This is a genomic window from Enterobacter sp. MEB024 (assembly GCF_030209635.1).
Taxonomy (GTDB): domain Bacteria; phylum Pseudomonadota; class Gammaproteobacteria; order Enterobacterales; family Enterobacteriaceae; genus Enterobacter; species Enterobacter ludwigii.
The window spans coordinates 208773-228347 of the sequence record NZ_JARVRQ010000005.1 but is presented as its reverse complement, the minus strand read 5'-3'; the positions used below and the strand labels follow the sequence as shown (position 1 = coordinate 228347).

The 19575-nt window shown below is 55.1% G+C and carries 18 protein-coding genes and 1 other RNA gene; 4 read left to right on the top strand and 15 right to left on the bottom strand.

Going from position 1 to position 19575, the window contains the following annotated elements:
* Window positions 1-94 precede the first annotated feature (94 nt).
* The 6 genes from gcvH to QRN24_RS10670 all read right to left on the bottom strand — a co-directional run bounded on the left by gcvH (window position 95) and on the right by QRN24_RS10670 (window position 6346).
* On the bottom strand, window positions 95-484 hold the full coding sequence (gcvH, locus tag QRN24_RS10695) for a glycine cleavage system protein GcvH (protein WP_014171522.1): 390 nt from the start codon (window positions 482-484) through the stop codon (window positions 95-97).
* Window positions 485-507: 23 nt separating this feature from the next.
* On the bottom strand, window positions 508-1602 hold the full coding sequence (gene gcvT, locus QRN24_RS10690) for a glycine cleavage system aminomethyltransferase GcvT (RefSeq protein ID WP_020883724.1): 1095 nt from the start codon (window positions 1600-1602) through the stop codon (window positions 508-510).
* Between the two features lie 430 nt (window positions 1603-2032).
* Window positions 2033-3235, bottom strand: a complete 1203-nt coding sequence (gene ubiI, locus QRN24_RS10685) for an FAD-dependent 2-octaprenylphenol hydroxylase (protein ID WP_032680331.1) — start codon at window positions 3233-3235, stop codon at window positions 2033-2035.
* A 12-nt stretch (window positions 3236-3247) separates the two neighbouring features.
* Window positions 3248-4426 (bottom strand): 2-octaprenyl-6-methoxyphenyl hydroxylase, encoded by a 1179-nt coding sequence (gene ubiH / locus QRN24_RS10680; RefSeq protein WP_032678928.1) that lies wholly within the window; start codon window positions 4424-4426, stop codon window positions 3248-3250.
* Complete coding sequence (pepP, locus tag QRN24_RS10675) at window positions 4423-5736, bottom strand: Xaa-Pro aminopeptidase (protein WP_284942735.1); 1314 nt, start codon at window positions 5734-5736, stop codon at window positions 4423-4425. Before pepP ends, ubiH begins: the two co-directional genes overlap by 4 nt.
* Before the next feature lie 31 nt (window positions 5737-5767).
* Window positions 5768-6346 carry a YecA/YgfB family protein gene (locus QRN24_RS10670; protein WP_025203274.1) on the bottom strand — a complete coding sequence of 193 codons (579 nt, stop codon included), beginning with the start codon at window positions 6344-6346 and terminating at the stop codon, window positions 5768-5770.
* Window positions 6347-6514: 168 nt separating this feature from the next.
* Between QRN24_RS10670 and zapA the strand changes: the two genes are divergently transcribed.
* The 3 genes from zapA to QRN24_RS10655 all read left to right on the top strand — a co-directional run bounded on the left by zapA (window position 6515) and on the right by QRN24_RS10655 (window position 7691).
* Entirely contained in the window at window positions 6515-6844 is a 330-nt protein-coding gene (gene zapA / locus QRN24_RS10665; RefSeq protein ID WP_006811891.1) for a cell division protein ZapA, read from the top strand.
* A 41-nt stretch (window positions 6845-6885) separates the two neighbouring features.
* A non-coding RNA gene (gene ssrS / locus QRN24_RS10660) (6S RNA) lies at window positions 6886-7069 on the top strand.
* Window positions 7070-7094: 25 nt separating this feature from the next.
* Window positions 7095-7691 (top strand): 5-formyltetrahydrofolate cyclo-ligase, encoded by a 597-nt coding sequence (locus tag QRN24_RS10655; RefSeq protein ID WP_032670177.1) that lies wholly within the window; start codon window positions 7095-7097, stop codon window positions 7689-7691.
* 45 nt (window positions 7692-7736) lie between these two features.
* Here QRN24_RS10655 and serA read toward each other — a convergent pair whose 3' ends face one another.
* Together serA and rpiA are read right to left on the bottom strand one after the other, a co-directional pair.
* Window positions 7737-8969: a phosphoglycerate dehydrogenase gene (gene serA, locus QRN24_RS10650; protein ID WP_014171529.1), complete on the bottom strand. Its 1233-nt coding sequence runs from the start codon at window positions 8967-8969 to the stop codon at window positions 7737-7739.
* Between the two features lie 272 nt (window positions 8970-9241).
* Window positions 9242-9901 (bottom strand): ribose-5-phosphate isomerase RpiA, encoded by a 660-nt coding sequence (gene rpiA / locus QRN24_RS10645; RefSeq protein ID WP_014171530.1) that lies wholly within the window; start codon window positions 9899-9901, stop codon window positions 9242-9244.
* A gap of 127 nt (window positions 9902-10028) precedes the next feature.
* Between rpiA and argP the strand changes: the two genes are divergently transcribed.
* Entirely contained in the window at window positions 10029-10922 is an 894-nt protein-coding gene (gene argP / locus QRN24_RS10640) for a DNA-binding transcriptional regulator ArgP (protein ID WP_008499727.1), read from the top strand.
* A gap of 47 nt (window positions 10923-10969) precedes the next feature.
* Here the strand turns inward: argP and QRN24_RS10635 are convergent, their stop codons facing one another.
* The 7 genes from QRN24_RS10635 to tkt all read right to left on the bottom strand — a co-directional run bounded on the left by QRN24_RS10635 (window position 10970) and on the right by tkt (window position 19403).
* On the bottom strand, window positions 10970-11710 hold the full coding sequence (locus QRN24_RS10635) for an oxidative stress defense protein (protein WP_025203272.1): 741 nt from the start codon (window positions 11708-11710) through the stop codon (window positions 10970-10972).
* A 91-nt stretch (window positions 11711-11801) separates the two neighbouring features.
* Window positions 11802-12437 carry an arginine exporter ArgO gene (argO, locus tag QRN24_RS10630; protein WP_014171533.1) on the bottom strand — a complete coding sequence of 212 codons (636 nt, stop codon included), beginning with the start codon at window positions 12435-12437 and terminating at the stop codon, window positions 11802-11804.
* Between the two features lie 146 nt (window positions 12438-12583).
* Window positions 12584-13438, bottom strand: coding sequence for a small-conductance mechanosensitive channel MscS (gene mscS / locus QRN24_RS10625; protein WP_014171534.1), 855 nt, complete (start codon window positions 13436-13438; stop codon window positions 12584-12586).
* A 187-nt stretch (window positions 13439-13625) separates the two neighbouring features.
* Entirely contained in the window at window positions 13626-14705 is a 1080-nt protein-coding gene (gene fbaA, locus QRN24_RS10620; RefSeq protein ID WP_014171535.1) for a class II fructose-bisphosphate aldolase, read from the bottom strand.
* Window positions 14706-14796: 91 nt separating this feature from the next.
* Window positions 14797-15960 (bottom strand): phosphoglycerate kinase, encoded by a 1164-nt coding sequence (pgk, locus tag QRN24_RS10615; protein ID WP_014171536.1) that lies wholly within the window; start codon window positions 15958-15960, stop codon window positions 14797-14799.
* Window positions 15961-16009: 49 nt separating this feature from the next.
* Window positions 16010-17029, bottom strand: coding sequence for an erythrose-4-phosphate dehydrogenase (gene epd / locus QRN24_RS10610; protein WP_014171537.1), 1020 nt, complete (start codon window positions 17027-17029; stop codon window positions 16010-16012).
* Between the two features lie 382 nt (window positions 17030-17411).
* A complete protein-coding gene (tkt, locus tag QRN24_RS10605) occupies window positions 17412-19403 on the bottom strand; it encodes a transketolase (RefSeq protein WP_020883715.1) in 1992 nt (663 codons plus the stop codon).
* Window positions 19404-19575 lie beyond the last annotated feature (172 nt).

Sequence of the window (19575 nt, the reverse complement as noted above, 5' to 3'; positions counted from 1 at the left end):
TGTTTTCTCCCTCTCCCGGAGGGAAAGGGCTGGGGTGAGGGTGTCGTCTGTTCCCCTCACCCTACCCTCCCCCCAAAGGGGAGAGGGTTAAGGCTTACTCGTTTTCTAACAGCGCTTCGTACGCGGTGGCATCCAGCAGCGCGGCGACCTGCGATTCGTCGCTGGCTTTGATTTTGAAGATCCAGCCGCCTTCATAAGGCTCGCTGTTCACCAGCTCCGGGGAGTCGCTCAGGGCGTCGTTCACGGCAACAATTTCACCGCTTACCGGGGCGTAGATATCAGAAGCCGCTTTTACGGACTCGGCCACGGCGCAGTCATCGCCTGCTTCCACGGATGCGCCGACTTCAGGCAGGTCAACAAACACCATGTCGCCCAGCAGCTCCTGCGCATGCTCGGTGATCCCTACGGTGTAAGTGCCGTCCGCCTCTTTGCGCAGCCACTCGTGTTCTTTGCTGTATTTCAGTTCTGCTGGCACATTGCTCATTGAAGTTCTCCTGATAAAAATGATTAGGCGACCGGCTTACCGGCGCGAACAAAAATCGGTTTGGTCACGTTGACCGGCATTTCACGGTTGCGGATTTGCACCACTGCCGTTTCGCCAATGCCCGCCGGAACACGCGCCAGTGCAATACTGTAGCCCAGCGTCGGGGAGAAGGTACCGCTGGTGATCACGCCTTCACGCGGGTTGCCGTCAGCATCTGTAAAACGCACCGGCAGCTCGCCGCGCAGCACGCCTTTCTCGGTCATCACCAGGCCAACCAGCTGTTCAGTGCCCTTTTCACGCTGCATTTCCAGCGCTTCACGGCCAATAAACTCACGGTCAGCCGGTTCCCAGGCGATGGTCCAGCCCATGTTGGCCGCCAGCGGTGACACGCCTTCATCCATCTCTTGCCCGTAGAGGTTCATACCGGCTTCCAGACGCAGCGTATCGCGCGCGCCCAGACCTGCCGGCTTAACGCCGGCTTCCACCAGCGCACGCCAGAAATCGGCGGCTTTCTCATTCGGCATGGCAATTTCATAGCCCGCTTCACCGGTGTAGCCGGTGGTCGCGATAAACAGATCGCCTGCCTGTACGCCGAAGAACGGCTTCATGCCGTCGGTGGCTTTACGCTGCTCATCGCTGAACAGAGAGGCGGCTTTAGACTGCGCGTTCGGCCCCTGTACGGCGATCAGCGACAGATCATCGCGGACGGTGATGTCGATGGCGTAAGGCTCAGCGTGTTGGGTAATCCAGGAGAGGTCTTTTTCGCGGGTGGCGGAGTTTACAACGAGGCGGAAGAAATCTTCAGAGAAGTAATAGACGATGAGGTCATCAATTACGCCGCCGGAGGCATTTAGCATGCCGGTGTAGAGCGCTTTGCCTGGCGTCTTCAGTTTGGCGACGTCGTTTGCCAGCAGATAACGTAAAAACTCCCGGGTGCGGCTGCCATGCAGGTCGACAATCGTCATGTGTGACACGTCGAACATACCGGCATCGGTGCGCACCGCGTGGTGCTCATCAATCTGCGAGCCGTAGTGCAGCGGCATCATCCAGCCATGGAAGTCCACCATGCGTGCGCCGCATAACACGTGTTGTTCGTACAAAGGAGTCTGTTGAGCCATCTTTTCCTCGTTGAATAAGCAGGGCTGTCTTGCGTTTCGCACACCTGAACAGTGCCACGAAACCCGGCGCCGCGATCGCTTTCTGGACCCCGACGCAAACGTTCTCTTTTACCTGAACTTACCACCGAAACCGGCGATTAACCATAAGGTAAAACGGGTCATCACATTAGCTTATGACCTAAAAACACGAAAAAGCTTACAGAGTTATTCACTGGCAAACTGCGATTAAACCCGCATAAAATTAACATTGCTCTAACAGGATTTAGCAGATGGTGATATTTCATGCGGAAAAACGGGCGGAATTTCCGTAACATAAAAATAGTAAGATTAGATTTTCTAATGCGAAAAATGCGGTGAAATTAGATTATTTCAAACGAGCGAATTTCCCCGGCGCAGAGGCCGGGAAAACAAAGTGTGACGGGGGTCTATATTAGCGCAGCCAGTCCGGCAGGTCGTTAAGACCCATCGCCTGGCGAAGGAGTTGAGGTTTTACGCCCGGAAGGGTATCGGCAAGTTTAAGGCCGAGGTCGCGCAGCAGTTTTTTCGCTGGATTCGCGCCGGCAAACAGCTCACGGAAACCCTGCATGCCTGCCAGCATCACCGCTGCACTGTGCTTACGGCTGCGTTCGTAGCGACGCAGATAGAGATGCTGGCCGATATCTTTGCCTTCGCGATGCAGGCGACGCAACTCTTCAACCAGCTCTGCCGCGTCCATAAAGCCAAGGTTCACGCCCTGCCCGGCCAGCGGATGGATCGTATGCGCCGCGTCACCCACCAGCGCCAGACGGTGCGCCGCAAACTGACGCGCATAGCGCCCGGTTAACGGGAACACCAGCCGCTCGCTCTCAAGGGTGCATAGCCCAAGACGGTTATCAAACGCGACGCACAGCGCCTGGTTGAATGCCTCGGGAGTCGCTTCCTGCATCTGTTGCGCTTTATCAGGAACCAGAGACCAGACAATCGAACACAGGTGCGGATCGCTCAACGGCAGGAATGCCAGAATGCCGTCATTGTGGAAGATTTGGCGCGCCACCCCACCGTGCGGCTCTTCAGTGCGAATCGTTGCCACCAGAGCATGATGGCGATAGTCCCAGAACGTCAGCGGAATATCCGCCTTGTTACGCAGCCAGGAGTTGGCACCGTCAGCGCCCACAACCAGTCGTGCGGTCAGCATGTCACCGCTTTGCAGGGTGATAAAGGCGTCGTTTTCTCCCCAGGCGACCTGCTGGATTTGCGCCGGTGCCAGCAGCGTGACATCGCTGCAGGACTGCGCTTTTTGCCACAGAGCATGGTGAATAACGGCATTTTCGATGATGTGTCCCAGATGGCTGTAGCCCATGCTTTCATCATCAAACGCGATATGACCAAAGCTGTCTTTGTCCCACACTTCCATGCCGTGATAACAGCTGGCACGCTGCGCCACGATCTCTGACCAGACGCCAAGGTGCGTCAGCAACTTTTCACTGGCCGCATTGATTGCCGAGACGCGCAGTTCCGGCGGCGCGTCCTGCGCGACAGGCTGAGGCACGTTTTGCTCCAGTACCGCAACGCGCAGGCCGCTGCCCTGTAAACCACAGGCCAGCGCCAGTCCTACCATTCCGCCGCCAACGATGGCGACATCAACATTTTGCACGGTGATAACTCCTTAACGCGCGACCCAACCAAGAGTCCGCTGCGCCAGCACGTCACGTGCCGGAATGAATAATTCCATCGCCATCAGCCCAAGATTGCGGCCTGCAACCAGGGGTGCCCAGCGATTGGCAAACAGGTGCACCAGACCATCCGTCACACCAATCGTCGCCTCTTTATCTGCCCGGCGTCGCTTCTGGTAATGGCTGAGCACCGACCAGGCACCACAGTCTTTTTGCTCGCTCCACGCCTGCGAAAGCGTTTCTGCCAGGCTCATCACGTCGCGAAGCCCGAGGTTAAACCCCTGCCCGGCGATGGGATGCAATGTCTGCGCGGCATTGCCGACCAGCGCCATGCGATGGGAGATAGACTGCGAGGCGGTGGTCAGCGACAACGGGTATACGCTCCGCTTTCCCGCGTGGGTAATACGTCCCAGCCGCCAGCCAAAGGCTTTTTGCAGCTCGGTACAAAAACGTTCGTCAGACCAGGTCTGTATCTCAGCCGCGTTGTCCTGCGGATGGCACCACACCAACGAACTGCGATCGTGGGACATAGGCAGCATCGCCAGCGGGCCATGCTGGGTGAAACGCTCAAAAGCGCGGCCGTTGTGAGCGCCCGCTGTCGAAACGTTAGCAATGACGGCCACCTGCCCGTAGGGCTGTTGTCGCCACTCCACGCCGCACTGCGTGCCGAGCGAAGAGCGCGAACCGTTTGCCGCTACCAGAAGCTGGCCTTCAAGGACGGTACCGTTATCCAGCACCACGTTGACCGACGCGTCACTGCGGCTAAAACTGGCCACACGCGCCGGGCAATGCAGAGTCACGCCTGGCGCATCCTTAAGCAGGCGGAACAGGCGTAACCCGACGTCGTGCAGCTCCACGACCCGGCCCAGCGCATCTATACGGTAATCATGCGCATCCAGGGTAACGAAACCGGCATGACCGCGATCGCTGACGTGAACGGTGTTAATCGCCGTCGCGCAGTCGGCTATCGCCTGCCAGATGCCAATGCGTGAGAGTTGCTGACAGGTACCCTGCGCCAGTGCAATGGCGCGGGCATCAAAACCGGGGTGATCAGAGGCCTCTGGCGCAACGGCCTCCACCAGATGCACCGGCAGTTTTCCCTGCGTAAAATGCGAGATGGCCAGTGCCAGCGTGGCTCCGGTCATCCCGCCGCCAACGATAATCACGCTCATACGCGTGCCGCTGCCATCAGCGCCTCGATATCGTCAGCATTTTTCACGACGCTGGCGGTCAGGTTTTCGTTGCCGGTTTCGGTAATGACGATGTCGTCTTCGATACGAATGCCAATCCCGCGGTATGCTTCCGGCACGTCGGCATCCGGCGCGATATACAGCCCCGGCTCAACGGTTAATACCATGCCTGGCTCCAGCACGCGGGAACGATCGGCACCGTATGCTCCCACGTCATGCACATCCAGCCCCAGCCAGTGGCTCAGGCCGTGCATAAAGTACGGACGATGCGCGTTCTCGGTAATCAGGGTATCCACGTCGCCTTTCAGGATACCGAGCTTCACCAGACCGGTGATCATGATGCGCACCACTTCGCCGGTCACTTCCTGAATGGACGTGCCTGGACGGTACAGCCTGAGCGCCGTCTCGAGCGATTCGAGGACGATGTCATACACCGCGCGCTGTGCGGGGGTGAATTTACCGTTCACCGGGAACGTACGGGTAATATCGCCCGCATACCCCTGGAATTCGCATCCGGCGTCAATCAGCACCAGATCGCCGTCGCGCAGCGCACTTTCGTTTTCGGTGTAGTGCAGAATGCAGCCGTTTTCACCGCCACCGACAATGGTGTTGTAAGAAGGATAACGCGCGCCGTGGCGGTTAAATTCGTGATGAATCTCCCCTTCCAGCTGGTATTCAAACATTCCCGGGCGGCATTTCTCCATGGCACGGGTGTGTGCCAGCGCACTGATTTCACCCGCGCGGCGCATCACGTCCAGCTCTTCCGGGGATTTGAACAGACGCATCTCATGCACCACCGGACGCCAGTCCGTCAGGGTGGCTGGCGCGGACAGATTCTGCCTCGAACCTTTGCGCAGCTTATCCAGAGCGGTAAAGACAATCTCATCGGCATACGCATACTCGCCCTGCGCGTGGTAAAGCACATCCAGGCCATTGAGCAGTTGATAGAGCTGCTGGTTGATTTCACTGAATGCCAGCGCCCGATCCACCCCCAGCTTCTCTGGCGCAGCCTCTTGCCCTAAGCGGCGGCCGAACCAGATTTCGGCAGTGAGATCGCGTACGCGGTTAAAAATCACGCTGTGGTTGTGGGTGTCATTACTCTTAATCAGCACCAGTACCGCTTCCGGCTCGTTGAAGCCGGTGTAGTACCAGAAATCGCTGCTCTGGCGATAGGGGTATTCGCTGTCGGCGCTGCGCGTCACTTCTGGCGCAGCAAAAATCAGCGCGGCGCTGCCCGGCTGCATATTGGCCAGCAGCGCCTGACGACGGCGCGAATACTCTTGATTTGAGATAACCATGACACCCTCCTGTGCGTTATTTTTCTTAATGTAAGGTTGGCTTGCGGACTTCCGGCGCGGTCGGCTGCGAACGCGTAAAGTGGTCGTGGCACAGCAAAGCAGCAACGCGAACGTATTCGATGATCTCTTCGAGAGACATTTCCAGCTCTTCCTGGTCTTCGTCTTCATCGTAGCCCAACTGCGCAATGTTACGCAGATCGTCGATAGCCTCACCCGCTTCGCCGGTCACTTTATCGAGTTTCGGCTGCGTGACGCCCAGCCCCAACAGGTAGTGGTTGACCCAACCTGCGAGCGCATCGGCACGATCGAAGACGCTGACGTCATCGCCTTCAGGCAGATAAAGCTGAAAAAGGAAGCCATCGTCTTCCAGCGAATCGCTGATCGCGGAGTGCATTTTACGCACGGCTTCCGCCAGCTCGTGACCAAACGCCAGCCCTTCGTTCGTCAGGTCGTGGATCAGCGGCTGCCATGAGCTGTCGCTGTTTCCGCCGCACAGCATGCCACTGATCAGACCGTGCATTTCCGCAGAGGTTAAACCGACTCCCTGCTGGTTCAGTAACTGGTTTAAATCCTTGTAACCAGGCATTTCGTTCTGTATAGACATGCGCATTCGTCATCGTTGGGAGGAATATTCATGATATGCTACCACTTTGGACCCTGGTGATACCAGAAAAGGGCTTGTATCTTCACATCAGGGTAGCTATAGTGTCGCCCCTTCGCAGCCCCCGGGGCAGTAAGCGAAGGCAGCGCAGTCAATCAGCAGGAAGGTGGCATGTCTGCACAACCCGTCGATCTCCAGATTTTTGGCCGTTCACTGCGAGTGAATTGTCCGCCTGAACAAAGGGATGCCTTGAATCAGGCTGCGGACGATTTGAATCAGCGGTTGCAAGATCTCAAAGAACGCACTAGAGTCACAAATACTGAGCAGCTGGTTTTCATCGCCGCGTTGAACATCAGTTATGAACTGACTCAGGAAAAAGCGAAGACCCGCGATTACGCGGCAAGCATGGAGCAGCGCATTAAAATGCTCCAGCAGACCATTGAACAGGCATTGCTTGATCAAGGTCGCAATCCCGAAAGACCGGGACCAAAGTTTGAATAACACTTCTCAGTTGACTATGGTAGAGTAACTGTGAAGACAAAATTTCTCTGAGATGTTCGCAAGCGGGCCAGTCCCCTGAGCCGATATTTCATACCACAAGAATGTGGCGCTCCATGGTTGGTGAGCATGCTCGGTTCGTCCGAGAAGCCTTAAAACTATGACGACACATTCACCTTGAACCAAGGGTTCAAGGGTTACAGCCTGCGGCGGCATCTCGGAGATTCCCTCTCTTTTTCTTCTACCGACTACCATGACCCAACTCCCTGAAGTCTCTTCCTCACGCCAGGACATCCGTCAGCTCATGCGTCAACGCCGTCGTGCGTTAACTCCCGAACAGCAAGCACAGTTTGCCCAGCAAGGCGCAGCCCGTATGATGGCCTATCCCCCTGTTGTGATGGCGCGTACCGTCGCCCTGTTCCTCTCGTTTGATGGCGAACTGGATACTCAACCGCTGATCGAACAGCTGTGGCGCGCCGGGAAGAGAGTGTACCTGCCGGTGCTGCATCCGTTTAGCCAGGGAAATCTGCTGTTTTTACACTACCACCCGCACAGCGAACTGGTGGTGAATCGTCTGAAAATCACCGAACCAAAACTCGATGTCCGCGACGTACTCCCCCTCTCAGAACTGGATGTACTGATCACGCCGCTGGTGGCGTTTGATGAGCAGGGTCAGCGCTTAGGGATGGGTGGCGGTTTTTATGACAGGACGCTGCAAAACTGGCAGCAGTATCATTTACAGCCTGTGGGATACGCACATGACTGTCAGGGCGTGGAAGCCTTGCCGGTAGAGAAGTGGGATATTCCGCTGCCTGCGGTAGTGACGCCGGGCAAAACCTGGCGCTGGTAAAATAAAGCCGGGTAGCGACCCGGCTTTATGCTCACAGAAACAGAATCAGTACAGCAGACGGGCGCGAATGGTACCCGGAATGGCCTTCATGCTCTGCAGCGCTTTTTCCGCTACATCTTCGTCCGCTTCAATATCAATTACCACGTAACCCATCTGAGAGTTCGTTTGCAGATACTGCGCGGCAATGTTGACGCTCTGCTCGGCAAAGATCTGGTTGATTGCAGTCAGCACGCCCGGACGGTTTTCATGGATGTGCAGCAGACGACGGCCACCGTGCAACGGCAGAGACACTTCCGGGAAGTTCACGGCAGAGAGCGTAGAACCGTTGTCGGAGTATTTGCTCAGCTTGCCCGCGACTTCCAGACCGATATTTTCCTGCGCTTCCTGCGTCGAGCCGCCGATGTGCGGCGTCAGGATCACGTTGTCGAATTCGCACAGCGGAGAGGTGAACGGATCGCTGTTGGTAGCAGGCTCAGTCGGGAAGACGTCAATTGCCGCCCCCGCCAGATGCTTACGCTTCAGCGCATCGCACAGCGCCGGAATATCGACAACCGTACCGCGCGCAGCGTTGATCAGCAGTGACCCCGGCTTCATCAGCGCCAGTTCCTCAGCACCCATCATGTTTTTCGTCGACGCATTTTCCGGCACGTGCAGGCTGACCACGTCGCTCATGTTCAGCAGGTCAGAGAGGTGTTGAACCTGAGTGGCGTTGCCCAGCGGCAGTTTGCTTTCGATATCATAAAAATAGACATGCATCCCCAGGGATTCAGCCAGGATCCCCAGCTGAGTACCGATGTGGCCATAGCCGATGATACCGAGTTTTTTACCACGGGCTTCGTATGAACCCGCAGCCAGTTTGTTCCACACGCCGCGGTGCGCTTTGGCGTTAGCTTCCGGAATACCACGCAGCAACAGCAGCAGCTCGCCAATCACTAACTCCGCCACGGAACGGGTGTTGGAGAACGGGGCGTTAAAGACAGGCACACCGCGTTTTGCGGCGGCATTCAGATCAACCTGGTTGGTACCGATGCAGAAACAGCCGATGGCAACCAACTTTTCCGCCGCGGCAATCACGTCTTCAGTCAGTTGGGTACGGGATCGCAGGCCAATGAAATGGGCATCACGGATGGACGCTTTCAGCTCTTCGGTGTCCAGCGCGCCTTTGTGAAATTCGATGTTGGTGTAACCTGCTGCACGAAGGCTATCAAGCGCTTTCTGATGCACGCCCTCAACCAGCAGGAATTTAATCTTGTCTTTCTCCAGTGATACCTTTGCCATTTACCTTACCCGACCCTGTTTTTGTCTGAACTGATGTTGTGCTGGATTTAAATCCGCTGTAGCCAACATATCAAAAAAAACTATTGCAGCAATATGAACGTTTGCGTCGGCACTCTGAAGAAAAGTCATACAGAGCAAAATGACAGAGGAAAATGCTGTAGAAATTTGCGAATGCGGCAGGATCGGCAAACGAGAGGTAAAAAGCGTGACACAAGTCACCGAATTTAGCTTTTCAAATTTTTTTTAGCGGGGGGAGGTCTCCCCCCATCAGATCATTTTACGATGGTTTGCACGCCATCTGCCGTGCCGATCAGCGCGACATCCGCGCCACGGTTGGCGAATAACCCTACAGTCACTACGCCTGGAATACCGTTAATGGCATTTTCCAGCGCAATGGCGTCGAGAATTTCCAGACCGTGAACGTCGAGGATCACGTTGCCGTTGTCAGTGATGACGCCCTGACGATATTCCGGGCGTCCACCCAGTCTCACCAGTTCACGCGCCACAGCGCTACGCGCCATTGGGATCACTTCTACCGGCAGCGGGAATTTACCCAGGATATCAACCTGTTTTGACGCATCGGCGATACAGATGAATTTATCCGCCACGGAGGCGATGATTTTTTCACGCGTCAGCGCCGCACCGCCGCCTTTGATCATCTGCATATGGCCGTTGATTTCATCCGCGCCATCAACGTAGATGCCAAGACGGTCAACTTCATTCAGATCGAAAACGGTGATGCCAAGGCTTTTCAGCTTTTCCGTGGAAGCGTCGGAGCTGGAAACTGCGCCCTCGATCTGCCCTTTCATCGTGCCCAGCGCATCGATAAAGTGTGCCGCCGTCGAGCCCGTACCAACACCGACAATGGTACCCGGTTGCACATACTGGAGAGCGGCCCATCCTACTGCTTTTTTCAGTTCATCCTGCGTCATGATCGTTTAGCCTGTGGTGTGAAAACGTAGGCCGCATTATAGAACACGTCGGGTGGATTTCGTCTGCCACGAAGGGAAAATTGTGTCATAGTGCAGATTAAGCAAAATTAAGGAGTCAGCCAGAGCAATGAAACGTCCGGACTACAGAACACTACAGGCACTTGATGCAGTTATTCGTGAACGCGGTTTTGAGCGCGCAGCGCAAAAGCTTTGTATCACTCAGTCCGCCGTATCACAACGCATCAAACAGCTGGAGAACATGTTCGGGCAGCCTCTGCTGGTACGTACCGTTCCACCGCGTCCAACGGAGCAAGGGCAAAAGCTCCTCGCCCTGCTGCGCCAGGTTGAACTGCTCGAAGATGAGTGGCTGGGTGACGAACAGACCGGCTCAACGCCGCTGCTGCTCTCGCTGGCGGTGAACGCCGACAGTCTGGCAACCTGGCTGTTGCCAGCCCTTGCGCCGGTATTAGCAGACTCCCCGATTCGCCTGAATCTGCAGGTTGAAGATGAAACCCGTACGCAGGAGCGCCTGCGTCGCGGTGAAGTGGTTGGGGCGGTCAGTATCCAGCCTCAGGCGCTGCCGAGCTGTCTTGTCGATCAGTTGGGCGCACTGGACTACCTGTTTGTCGGCTCAAAAGCGTTTGCCGAGCGCTACTTCCCGAACGGCGTCACCCGCGCCGCGCTGCTGAAAGCCCCTGCGGTGGCGTTCGACCATCTGGACGATATGCATCAGGCCTTCCTGCAGCAAAACTTCGATCTGCCGCCGGGCAGCGTGCCATGTCATATCGTGAACTCGTCTGAAGCGTTTGTGCAGCTCGCACGTCAGGGCACCACCTGCTGTATGATCCCGCACCTGCAGATAGAGAAAGAGTTGAAAAGCGGTGAGCTGATTGACTTAACGCCGGGGCTGTATCAGCGCCGGATGCTCTACTGGCACCGTTTTGCGCCAGAAAGCCGCATGATGCGCAACGTCACCGACGCGCTGCTGGCGTATGGGCATAAGGTGTTGAGACAGGATTAAGGAACAATCCCCCTCTCCTGACGGGAGAGGGGGAAAGTGAAGACAGATTACTGCGCTTTTGCCGGCTCAGTCTGCTGACTTTGGGTCGGCTGCAGCTGGAATACCACATCAACCTGATCGTCGAACTGAATCGTCGGCTGCTCATAAGTTTCCTGAGCAGACACCGGTGCCGCGTCGGCCTTCATCATCCGTACCATCGGGCTTGGCTGATAATTTGAGACGTGGTAACGCACGCTGTATACCGGACCGAGCTTACTGTTGAACCCGGACGCCAGCTGTTGCGCCTGATGGATTGCATCATCAATGGCGGCTTTACGCGCCTGGTCTTTGTATTTTTCCGGTTGCGCAACGCCCAGTGAGACGGAACGAATTTCGTTCAGACCCGCTTTCAGCGCGCCATCCAGCAGCGAGTTCAGTTTATCGAGCTGACGCACGGTCACTTCAACGGTGCGCACGGCACGGTAGCCTTTCAGGATGCTTTTACCGTTCTGGTAGTCGTAATCAGGCTGGGTACGCAGGTTGGCAGAGCTGATGTCTTTTTTAGCGACACCGTTCTGCTCCAGGAAAGAGAGATATTGCGCAACACGATCGTCAGCCTGCTTCTTGGCAGAAGCGGCATCTTTCGCGGCCACGTTCACTTCAATTGCCAGCGTTGCAACATCGGGTACCGCATCCACGCTTGCGGTGCCTGAAGTGACGATGTGCGGGCCATCAGGCAATTCACTTGCCTGCACCGACACCGCACCTAAACTCACTAATGCCGCCAGGGCCATCACTTTAAACTTCACTGTCATTCCTCCATGTTGCGAAGAGTGCCCAACAACAGGGCGCATGCCAGCAAGCTTAGCGGCTCTCGCTCAGTTGTCCATAAGACAACGCTTAGTTGAGCAATTCCTGAACATGATGAATCCCCTCTTTTGCCAGCTGAAAGGCAATAAACCACATCACCACGCCCACCAGCGTATTGATGATCCGCTGGGCTTTAGCGGTACGCAGACGCGGGGCCAGCCATGCCGCCAGAATCGCGAGACCGAAGAACCACAGGAATGAGGCGCTGACGGTACCCAGGGCAAACCAGCGTTTCGGCTCAACGTCGAGCTGCCCACCCAGGCTGCCCAGCACCACAAAGGTATCCAGATAAACGTGCGGGTTGAGCCAGGTGACCGCCAGCATGGTAACGATAATCTTCCAGCGGCCCTGCTTCATGACCTCGGCGCTCGCCAGTTCGAGATTGCTGCTCATTGCCGTTTTCAGCGCCCCAAACCCATACCACAGCAGGAACGCTACCCCACCCCAGGTCACCAGCGCCAGCAGCCAGGGAGACTGCATCAGCAGCGCACTGCCGCCAAAGATTCCGGCGCAGATCAGCAGCAAATCGCTCACCGCGCACAGTAGGGCAATCATAAGATGATACTGACGGCGAATGCCCTGGTTCATCACGAACGCGTTCTGCGGGCCAAGGGGAAGGATCATGGCCGCACCTAATGCAAGACCTTGAAAATAATAAGATAACATGAATAAATTCTCAGCAAGTTGTCCTGGGAGCTGACTATACTGCGAGAATCTTATTAGAGGAAATTGATAATATTAATTGGTGATTAGTATTGCTAATAAAAAGGCCCGGTGGCGTTGCCGCTCACCGGGCCTCCTGAGGAAGAGGATTACTCGGCTTCTTTCTCGCGTTTAAGGTTCACGTCCATCTGTGGATACGGGAAGCTGATCCCGTTGGCATCAAAATCACGTTTGATACGTTCCAGAACATCCCAGTAAACGTTTTGCAGATCGCTGCTTTTGCTCCAGATGCGCACAACAAAGTTGATGGACGATGCCCCCAACTCGTTCAGGCGAACGGTCTGCTCTTTATCTTTCAGAATACGATCGTCGGAGGCAATGATATTGGCGATCAGCGATTTCACCTGATCGATATCAGAATCATACGCCACGCTGATAATCAGCTCGTTACGACGCACCGGCTCGCGGGAAAAGTTAATGATGTTGCCCGCGATGATTTTCCCGTTCGGTACCACCACGATACGGCCATCAACAGTTCGCAGGGTGGTTGAGAAAATCTGCACCTGCAGTACGGTGCCGGCAATACCGCCCAGGTCAACGTACTCGCCAGAGCGGAACGGACGGAAGGTTACCAGCAACACACCCGCAGCCAGGTTCGAGAGCGACCCCTGCAGCGCCAGACCAATGGCCAGACCGGCGGCACCGAGAACAGCAATCACCGAGGCAGTCTGTACGCCAACACGCCCCAGTGCAGCAATCAGCGTAAAGGCAATAATACCGTAGCGCACCAGTGCAGAGAGGAAGTCAGCCACAGTGGCGTCAATGTGACGCGCCAGCATCACGCGGTTTACGGCGTTTGATACGATACGTGCCACGATCATCCCGACGATGATGATGGCAATCGCCGCGACGATGTTAACGGCATAGCTCAGCAGCAGCGCCTGGTTGCGCACCAGCCAGTTACCGGCATTATTGATGCTGTCTACAACATCGAGTTGTTCCATTTAGTCTTCCTTTTGTTATCCCAAAAACACAAAATCCATCCCCCATGGAGACAGGCAGGTCAGTAAAGGGTAAACAAAAAGGACCGGTTTTGCCAAACAGATCACATAAACGGGCCGGGCAGACCATTGAAAAAGCATAAAAAAAGGCCCGCATTCGCGGGCCTTCTGATGCTATGAGCTGCTTAAATTACAGAACGTCAACCGCGTTCAGTTCTTTGAAAGCCTGCTCCAGACGCGCCACCATGGAAGTCTGCGCAGCACGCAGCCATACACGTGGATCGTAGTATTTCTTGTTCGGCTGGTCTTCGCCTTTCGGGTTGCCCAGCTGGCCCTGCAGGTAAGCTTCGTTCGTTTTGTAGTACTGCAGGATACCGTCCCATGTTGCCCACTGGGTGTCGGTATCGATGTTCATTTTCACTACGCCGTAGCTTACGGAGTCTTTGATTTCCTGAGCAGAAGAACCGGAACCGCCGTGGAAGACGAAGTTCAGGCTGTTGTGCGGCAGGTTGTGTTTCTTAGAAACGTATTCCTGAGAATCACGCAGGATGGTTGGGGTCAGAACCACGTTACCTGGTTTGTAAACGCCGTGTACGTTACCGAAGGACGCTGCGATGGTGAAGCGTGGGCTGATTTTGCTCAGCTCGGTGTAAGCGTAATCAACGTCTTCTGGCTGGGTATACAGTGCAGAAGCGTCCATGTGGCTGTTGTCCACGCCGTCTTCTTCACCACCGGTGCAACCCAGTTCGATTTCCAGGGTCATGTCCATTTTGGCCATGCGCGCCAGGTACTTAGAGCAGATTTCGATGTTTTCGTGCAGGGACTCTTCAGACAGGTCGATCATGTGAGAAGAGAACAGTGGCTTACCGGTCGCTGCGAAGTGTTTTTCACCCGCGTCCAGCAGACCGTCGATCCACGGCAGCAGTTTCTTCGCGCAGTGGTCAGTGTGCAGGATAACCGGAACACCGTAGTGTTCAGCCATCTGGTGTACATGGTGCGCACCAGAGATTGCGCCCAGGATTGCCGCGCCCTGAGGAACGTCAGTTTTCACGCCTTTACCAGCGATGAATGCTGCGCCACCGTTAGAGAACTGAACGATAACCGGTGCTTTAACTTTTGCAGCAGCTTCCAGTACGGCGTTAATGGAGTCGGTACCAACGCAGTTAACTGCTGGCAGAGCGAAGTTGTTTTCTTTAGCTACCTGGAACACTTTCTGAACGTCATCACCAGTGATCACGCCAGGTTTTACGAAATCAAAAATTTTAGACATGTTGCTTAGTCCTGTATCTTCGGCCGTTAGAAAAGGTGCGAGCTCTTAAAGCGCGCTGAAAATTGGGCAGGTTTCCCTGCCCTTGAATGGCTTACTTCTTAGCGCGCTCTTCGAGCATTGCTACTGCTGGCAGTACTTTGCCTTCCACGAACTCGAGGAATGCGCCGCCACCAGTGGAGATGTAGGAGATCTTGTCAGAAATACCGAACAGGTCGATTGCTGCCAGCGTATCACCGCCGCCTGCGATAGAGAACGCTTCGCTGTCTGCGATAGCGTTAGCAACGATTTCAGTACCTTTGCGGAAGTTCGGGAATTCGAACACGCCAACAGGACCATTCCACAGGATAGTTTTTGCGTTTTTCAGGATTTCAGCCAGTTTCTGTGCAGAAACGTCGCCCAGGTCCAGAATCTGCTCATCATCTTTGATGTCGTTAACAGATTTCAGGGTCGCAGTCGCTGTTTCAGAGAACTCAGTCGCGACGCGAACATCCGTTGGAACCGGGATATCGCAGGTAGTCAGCAGACGTTTTGCTTCGTCAACCAGATCCGCTTCGTACAGGGATTTACCGACATTATGGCCTTGTGCCGCCACGAAGGTGTTCGCGATACCACCGCCAACGATCAGCTGGTCAGCGATTTTAGACAGGGAATCCAGTACGGTCAGTTTGGTAGAAACTTTAGAACCACCAACGATTGCAACCATTGGACGAGCAGGTTCTTTCAGCGCTTTACCCAGTGCGTCCAGCTCAGCAGCCAGCAGAGGACCGGCACACGCGACGTCTGCGAATTTACCGATACCGTGGGTTGAAGCCTGCGCACGGTGAGCAGTACCGAAGGCGTCCATCACGAATACGTCACACAGTGCAGCGTATTTTTTGGACAGCGCTTCGTCGTCTTTCTTTTCGCCTTTGTTGAAGCGAACGTTTTCCAGAACAACCAGTTCACCGGCAGCGATGTCTACGCCGTCCAGGTAATCTTTTACCAGGCGAACCGGGTTGGACAGTTTGTCTTTCAGGTAATTAACAACTGGCAGCAGAGAGAACTCTTCATTGTACTCGCCTTCAGTTGGACGACCCAGGTGGGAGGTCACCATCACTTTAGCGCCCTGCTTCAGAGCCAGTTCGATGGTTGGCAGAGATGCACGGATACGCGCGTCGCTGGTCACTTTGCCATCTTTAACCGGTACGTTCAGATCAGCACGGATGAAAACGCGTTTACCAGCCAGATCCAGATCGGTCATCTTAATTACAGACATGGTGAATCCTCTCGTTGATTCTTAAAGTTTTGCAGACGCACGATGCGTCTTACCTGAAACCTTGAGCGGCCATTGCTAACGTGGTGTCGAGCATTCGGTTAGCAAAGCCCCATTCGTTATCACACCAGACCAGCGTCTTGATAAGGTGTGCGCCACTGACGCGCGTTTGAGTGCCATCGACAATGGCGCTGTGCGGGTCGTGGTTAAAATCTACTGAGACCAACGGTAATTCCGTATAGTCAACTATACCATGAAATGCCCCCTGTGCCGCTTTTTGCAGCAACAGGTTGACTTCACAGGCTTTTACCGGTTTTTTCACCGTCACGCTCAGGTCAATTGCGGTGACGTTAATCGTCGGTACACGTACGGCAATTGCTTCAAAACGATCGTTAAACTGCGGGAAAAAACGGGTGATACCTGCCGCCAGTTTTGTGTCCACCGGAATGATTGACTGGCTCGCGGCTCGCGTGCGTCGTAAGTCCGGGTGGTAGGCGTCAATCACCTGCTGATCGTGCATCGCTGAATGAATCGTGGTTACGGTGCCGGATTCAATGCCATACGCATCGTCTAACAGTTTGATGACCGGAATAATGCAGTTGGTGGTGCAGGAGGCGTTGGAAACAATGCGGTGTTCGGCTTGCAGCTCATGCTGATTCACGCCAAATACGACGGTCGCGTCGAGGTCGTTGCTGCCAGGATGGGAAAACAGGACTTTTTTCGCACCTGCTGTCAGATGCGCTTCGCCATGCTCGCGGTTACCGTATACGCCAGTACAGTCAAGTACGATATCCACACCCAGTTCACGCCACGGTAGCCCGGCAATACTGCTCTCATGCAGCACGCGGATAGCATCGTCGCCGACAAACAGCTGATCTCTTTCCTGGCGAACATCCCAGGCAAAGCGTCCGTGGCTGGTGTCATATTTCAACAAATGCGCCATGCCCGCAGCATCCGCCAGTTCGTTGATAGCCACCACGGTTATTTCCGCCCGACGCCCGGATTCATATAAAGCACGAACCACGTTACGCCCGATGCGACCGAAGCCATTAATCGCTACGCGTACGGTCATAGATCTCCTGCAAAGCTATCCCTGAGTTTGAGGTGGCTGAAAGAGTAATCCAGCTACGCCCGAAGGGGAATCCTTGCTGTCACAAACTGCGATTGATTGGTCAATTGTCGAACATTTAATCGACTGAAACGCTTCAGCTAGAATAAGCGAATCAGGGAATAAAAGGAATGTCTGTCCAGAGCAATAAGCGCGCTATATGACTTGCGTCACATTTTGGATGGAATAATTCACAGGAACGTTACATGTTTGAGGAATAGTGGACATATAAGGCGGATTGCGTGAAAAAAACAAAACGGTAACCCAAAGGTTACCGTTTAGGGTGTTTGCGCCCTCTTCTCAGCGAGAGCACGGACAGGGGCTCGCGCCCCTCCCCTACAAACAATTACAGCAGTTCTTTTGCTTTCGCGACAACGTTTTCAACGGTGAAGCCGAACTCTTCGAACAGCAGCTCTGCCGGAGCAGATTCACCGAAGGTGGTCATGCCGACGATTGCGCCGTTCAGGCCCACATATTTGAACCAGTAGTCAGCGATACCTGCTTCTACTGCCACGCGCGCGGTAACGGCTTTAGGCAGTACGGATTCGCGGTAGGCGGCATCCTGCTTGTCGAACGCATCGGTAGACGGCATGGAAACCACGCGCGCTTTAACGCCTTCGGCAGACAGTTTTTCCCATGCGGCAACAGCCAGCTCAACTTCAGAACCGGTCGCGATGAAGATCAGCTCTGGCTGACCCGCGCAATCTTTCAGCACGTAACCACCACGGGCGATGTTCGCCAGCTGCTCTGGAGTACGTTCCTGCTGTGCCAGGTTTTGACGGGAGAGGATCAGTGCGGTTGGGCCGTCCTGACGCTCAACACCGTATTTCCACGCCACGGCGGACTCAACCTGGTCACATGGACGCCATGTGCTCATGTTTGGCGTCACGCGCAGGGAAGCCACCTGCTCTACCGGCTGGTGAGTTGGACCATCTTCGCCCAGACCGATGGAGTCGTGGGTGTAGACCATCACCTGACGCTGTTTCATCAGCGCAGCCATACGCACGGCGTTACGCGCGTACTCGACAAACATCAGGAAGGTAGAGGTGTACGGCAGGAAACCACCGTGCAGGGAGATACCGTTCGCAATCGCAGTCATACCGAATTCACGCACACCGTAGTGGATGTAGTTACCGGCAGTGTCTTCGTTGATTGCTTTAGAACCAGACCAGATTGTCAGGTTAGATGGCGCCAGGTCAGCGGAGCCGCCCAGGAATTCTGGCAGCAGCGGACCGAACGCTTCAATCGCATTCTGAGAGGCTTTACGGCTGGCGATTTTGGATGGGTTCGCCTGCAGTTTAGCAATGAACTCGTTCGCTTTGGCGTCGAAGTCAGACGGCATGTCACCCTTCATACGACGGGTAAATTCAGCCGCTTCCTGTGGGAAGGCTTTCGCATAGGCAGCGAACTTCTCGTTCCATGCGGATTCTTTCGCCTGACCCACTTCTTTAGCATCCCACTGCGCGTAAATTTCAGATGGGATTTCGAAAGCAGGATATTTCCAGCCCAGCGCTTCGCGCGTCAGTGCGATTTCCGCGTCGCCCAGTGGCGCACCGTGGGAATCGTGGGTACCCGCTTTGTTCGGGGAACCGAAACCAATGATGGTTTTGCACATCAGCAGTGACGGCTTGTCCGTCACTGCGCGCGCTTCTTCTACTGCACGTTTAATCGAGTCAGCATCGTGACCGTCAACGCCACGCACAACGTGCCAGCCGTAAGCTTCGAAACGCTTCGCGGTGTCGTCAGTGAACCAGCCTTCAACGTGACCGTCGATGGAGATGCCGTTGTCGTCATAGAACGCAACCAGTTTGCCCAGCTTCAGGGTACCTGCCAGGGAGCACACTTCGTGAGAAATGCCTTCCATCATGCAGCCGTCGCCCATGAATGCGTAGGTGAAGTGGTCAACAATGTCATGACCTGGACGGTTGAACTGCGCGGCCAGGGTTTTCTCGGCAATCGCCATACCCACCGCGTTAGCAATACCCTGACCCAGCGGGCCGGTGGTGGTTTCTACACCTGCGGTGTAACCCACTTCCGGGTGACCTGGCGTTTTGGAGTGCAGCTGGCGGAAGTTTTTCAGCTCTTCAATTGGCAAATCGTAGCCAGTGAGGTGCAGCAGGCTATAGATCAGCATTGAGCCGTGGCCATTAGACAGCACGAAACGGTCGCGGTCAGCCCAGGAAGGGTTCTGCGGGTTGTGGTTCAGGAAATCGCGCCACAGGACTTCGGCGATATCAGCCATCCCCATAGGGGCGCCCGGGTGGCCGGATTTGGCTTTCTGTACTGCGTCCATGCTCAGCGCACGAATAGCATTAGCAAGCTCTTTACGTGAGGACATTTTAACTCCAGATCGGACTGTTAAAGGCCATGCCCTTGACGACAGCGCGTTTTGGGCTACGCCGGAAAAAAGTGCCAACAATGTAACCCAAGCGGCATGTCATGTACATGGAGCATTCTTTTGCAGCTTAAGAAATCTCTGGATCATGCTCGCATGTTGCGCAATCTGCTCG

What these genes read in the sequence shown, in the direction of transcription:
- gcvH (WP_014171522.1), bottom strand. Translation starts at nt 484, where the DNA reads ATGAGCAATGTGCCAGCAGAACTGAAATACAGCAAAGAACACGAGTGG.
- gcvT (WP_020883724.1), bottom strand. Translation starts at nt 1,602, where the DNA reads ATGGCTCAACAGACTCCTTTGTACGAACAACACGTGTTATGCGGCGCA.
- ubiH (WP_032678928.1), bottom strand. Translation starts at nt 4,426, where the DNA reads ATGAGCGTGATTATCGTTGGCGGCGGGATGACCGGAGCCACGCTGGCA.
- QRN24_RS10670 (WP_025203274.1), bottom strand. Translation starts at nt 6,346, where the DNA reads ATGTCTATACAGAACGAAATGCCTGGTTACAAGGATTTAAACCAGTTA.
- zapA (WP_006811891.1), top strand. Translation starts at nt 6,515, where the DNA reads ATGTCTGCACAACCCGTCGATCTCCAGATTTTTGGCCGTTCACTGCGA.
- QRN24_RS10655 (WP_032670177.1), top strand. Translation starts at nt 7,095, where the DNA reads ATGACCCAACTCCCTGAAGTCTCTTCCTCACGCCAGGACATCCGTCAG.
- serA (WP_014171529.1), bottom strand. Translation starts at nt 8,969, where the DNA reads ATGGCAAAGGTATCACTGGAGAAAGACAAGATTAAATTCCTGCTGGTT.
- rpiA (WP_014171530.1), bottom strand. Translation starts at nt 9,901, where the DNA reads ATGACGCAGGATGAACTGAAAAAAGCAGTAGGATGGGCCGCTCTCCAG.
- argP (WP_008499727.1), top strand. Translation starts at nt 10,029, where the DNA reads ATGAAACGTCCGGACTACAGAACACTACAGGCACTTGATGCAGTTATT.
- argO (WP_014171533.1), bottom strand. Translation starts at nt 12,437, where the DNA reads ATGTTATCTTATTATTTTCAAGGTCTTGCATTAGGTGCGGCCATGATC.
- mscS (WP_014171534.1), bottom strand. Translation starts at nt 13,438, where the DNA reads ATGGAACAACTCGATGTTGTAGACAGCATCAATAATGCCGGTAACTGG.
- fbaA (WP_014171535.1), bottom strand. Translation starts at nt 14,705, where the DNA reads ATGTCTAAAATTTTTGATTTCGTAAAACCTGGCGTGATCACTGGTGAT.
- pgk (WP_014171536.1), bottom strand. Translation starts at nt 15,960, where the DNA reads ATGTCTGTAATTAAGATGACCGATCTGGATCTGGCTGGTAAACGCGTT.
- epd (WP_014171537.1), bottom strand. Translation starts at nt 17,029, where the DNA reads ATGACCGTACGCGTAGCGATTAATGGCTTCGGTCGCATCGGGCGTAAC.
- tkt (WP_020883715.1), bottom strand. Translation starts at nt 19,403, where the DNA reads ATGTCCTCACGTAAAGAGCTTGCTAATGCTATTCGTGCGCTGAGCATG.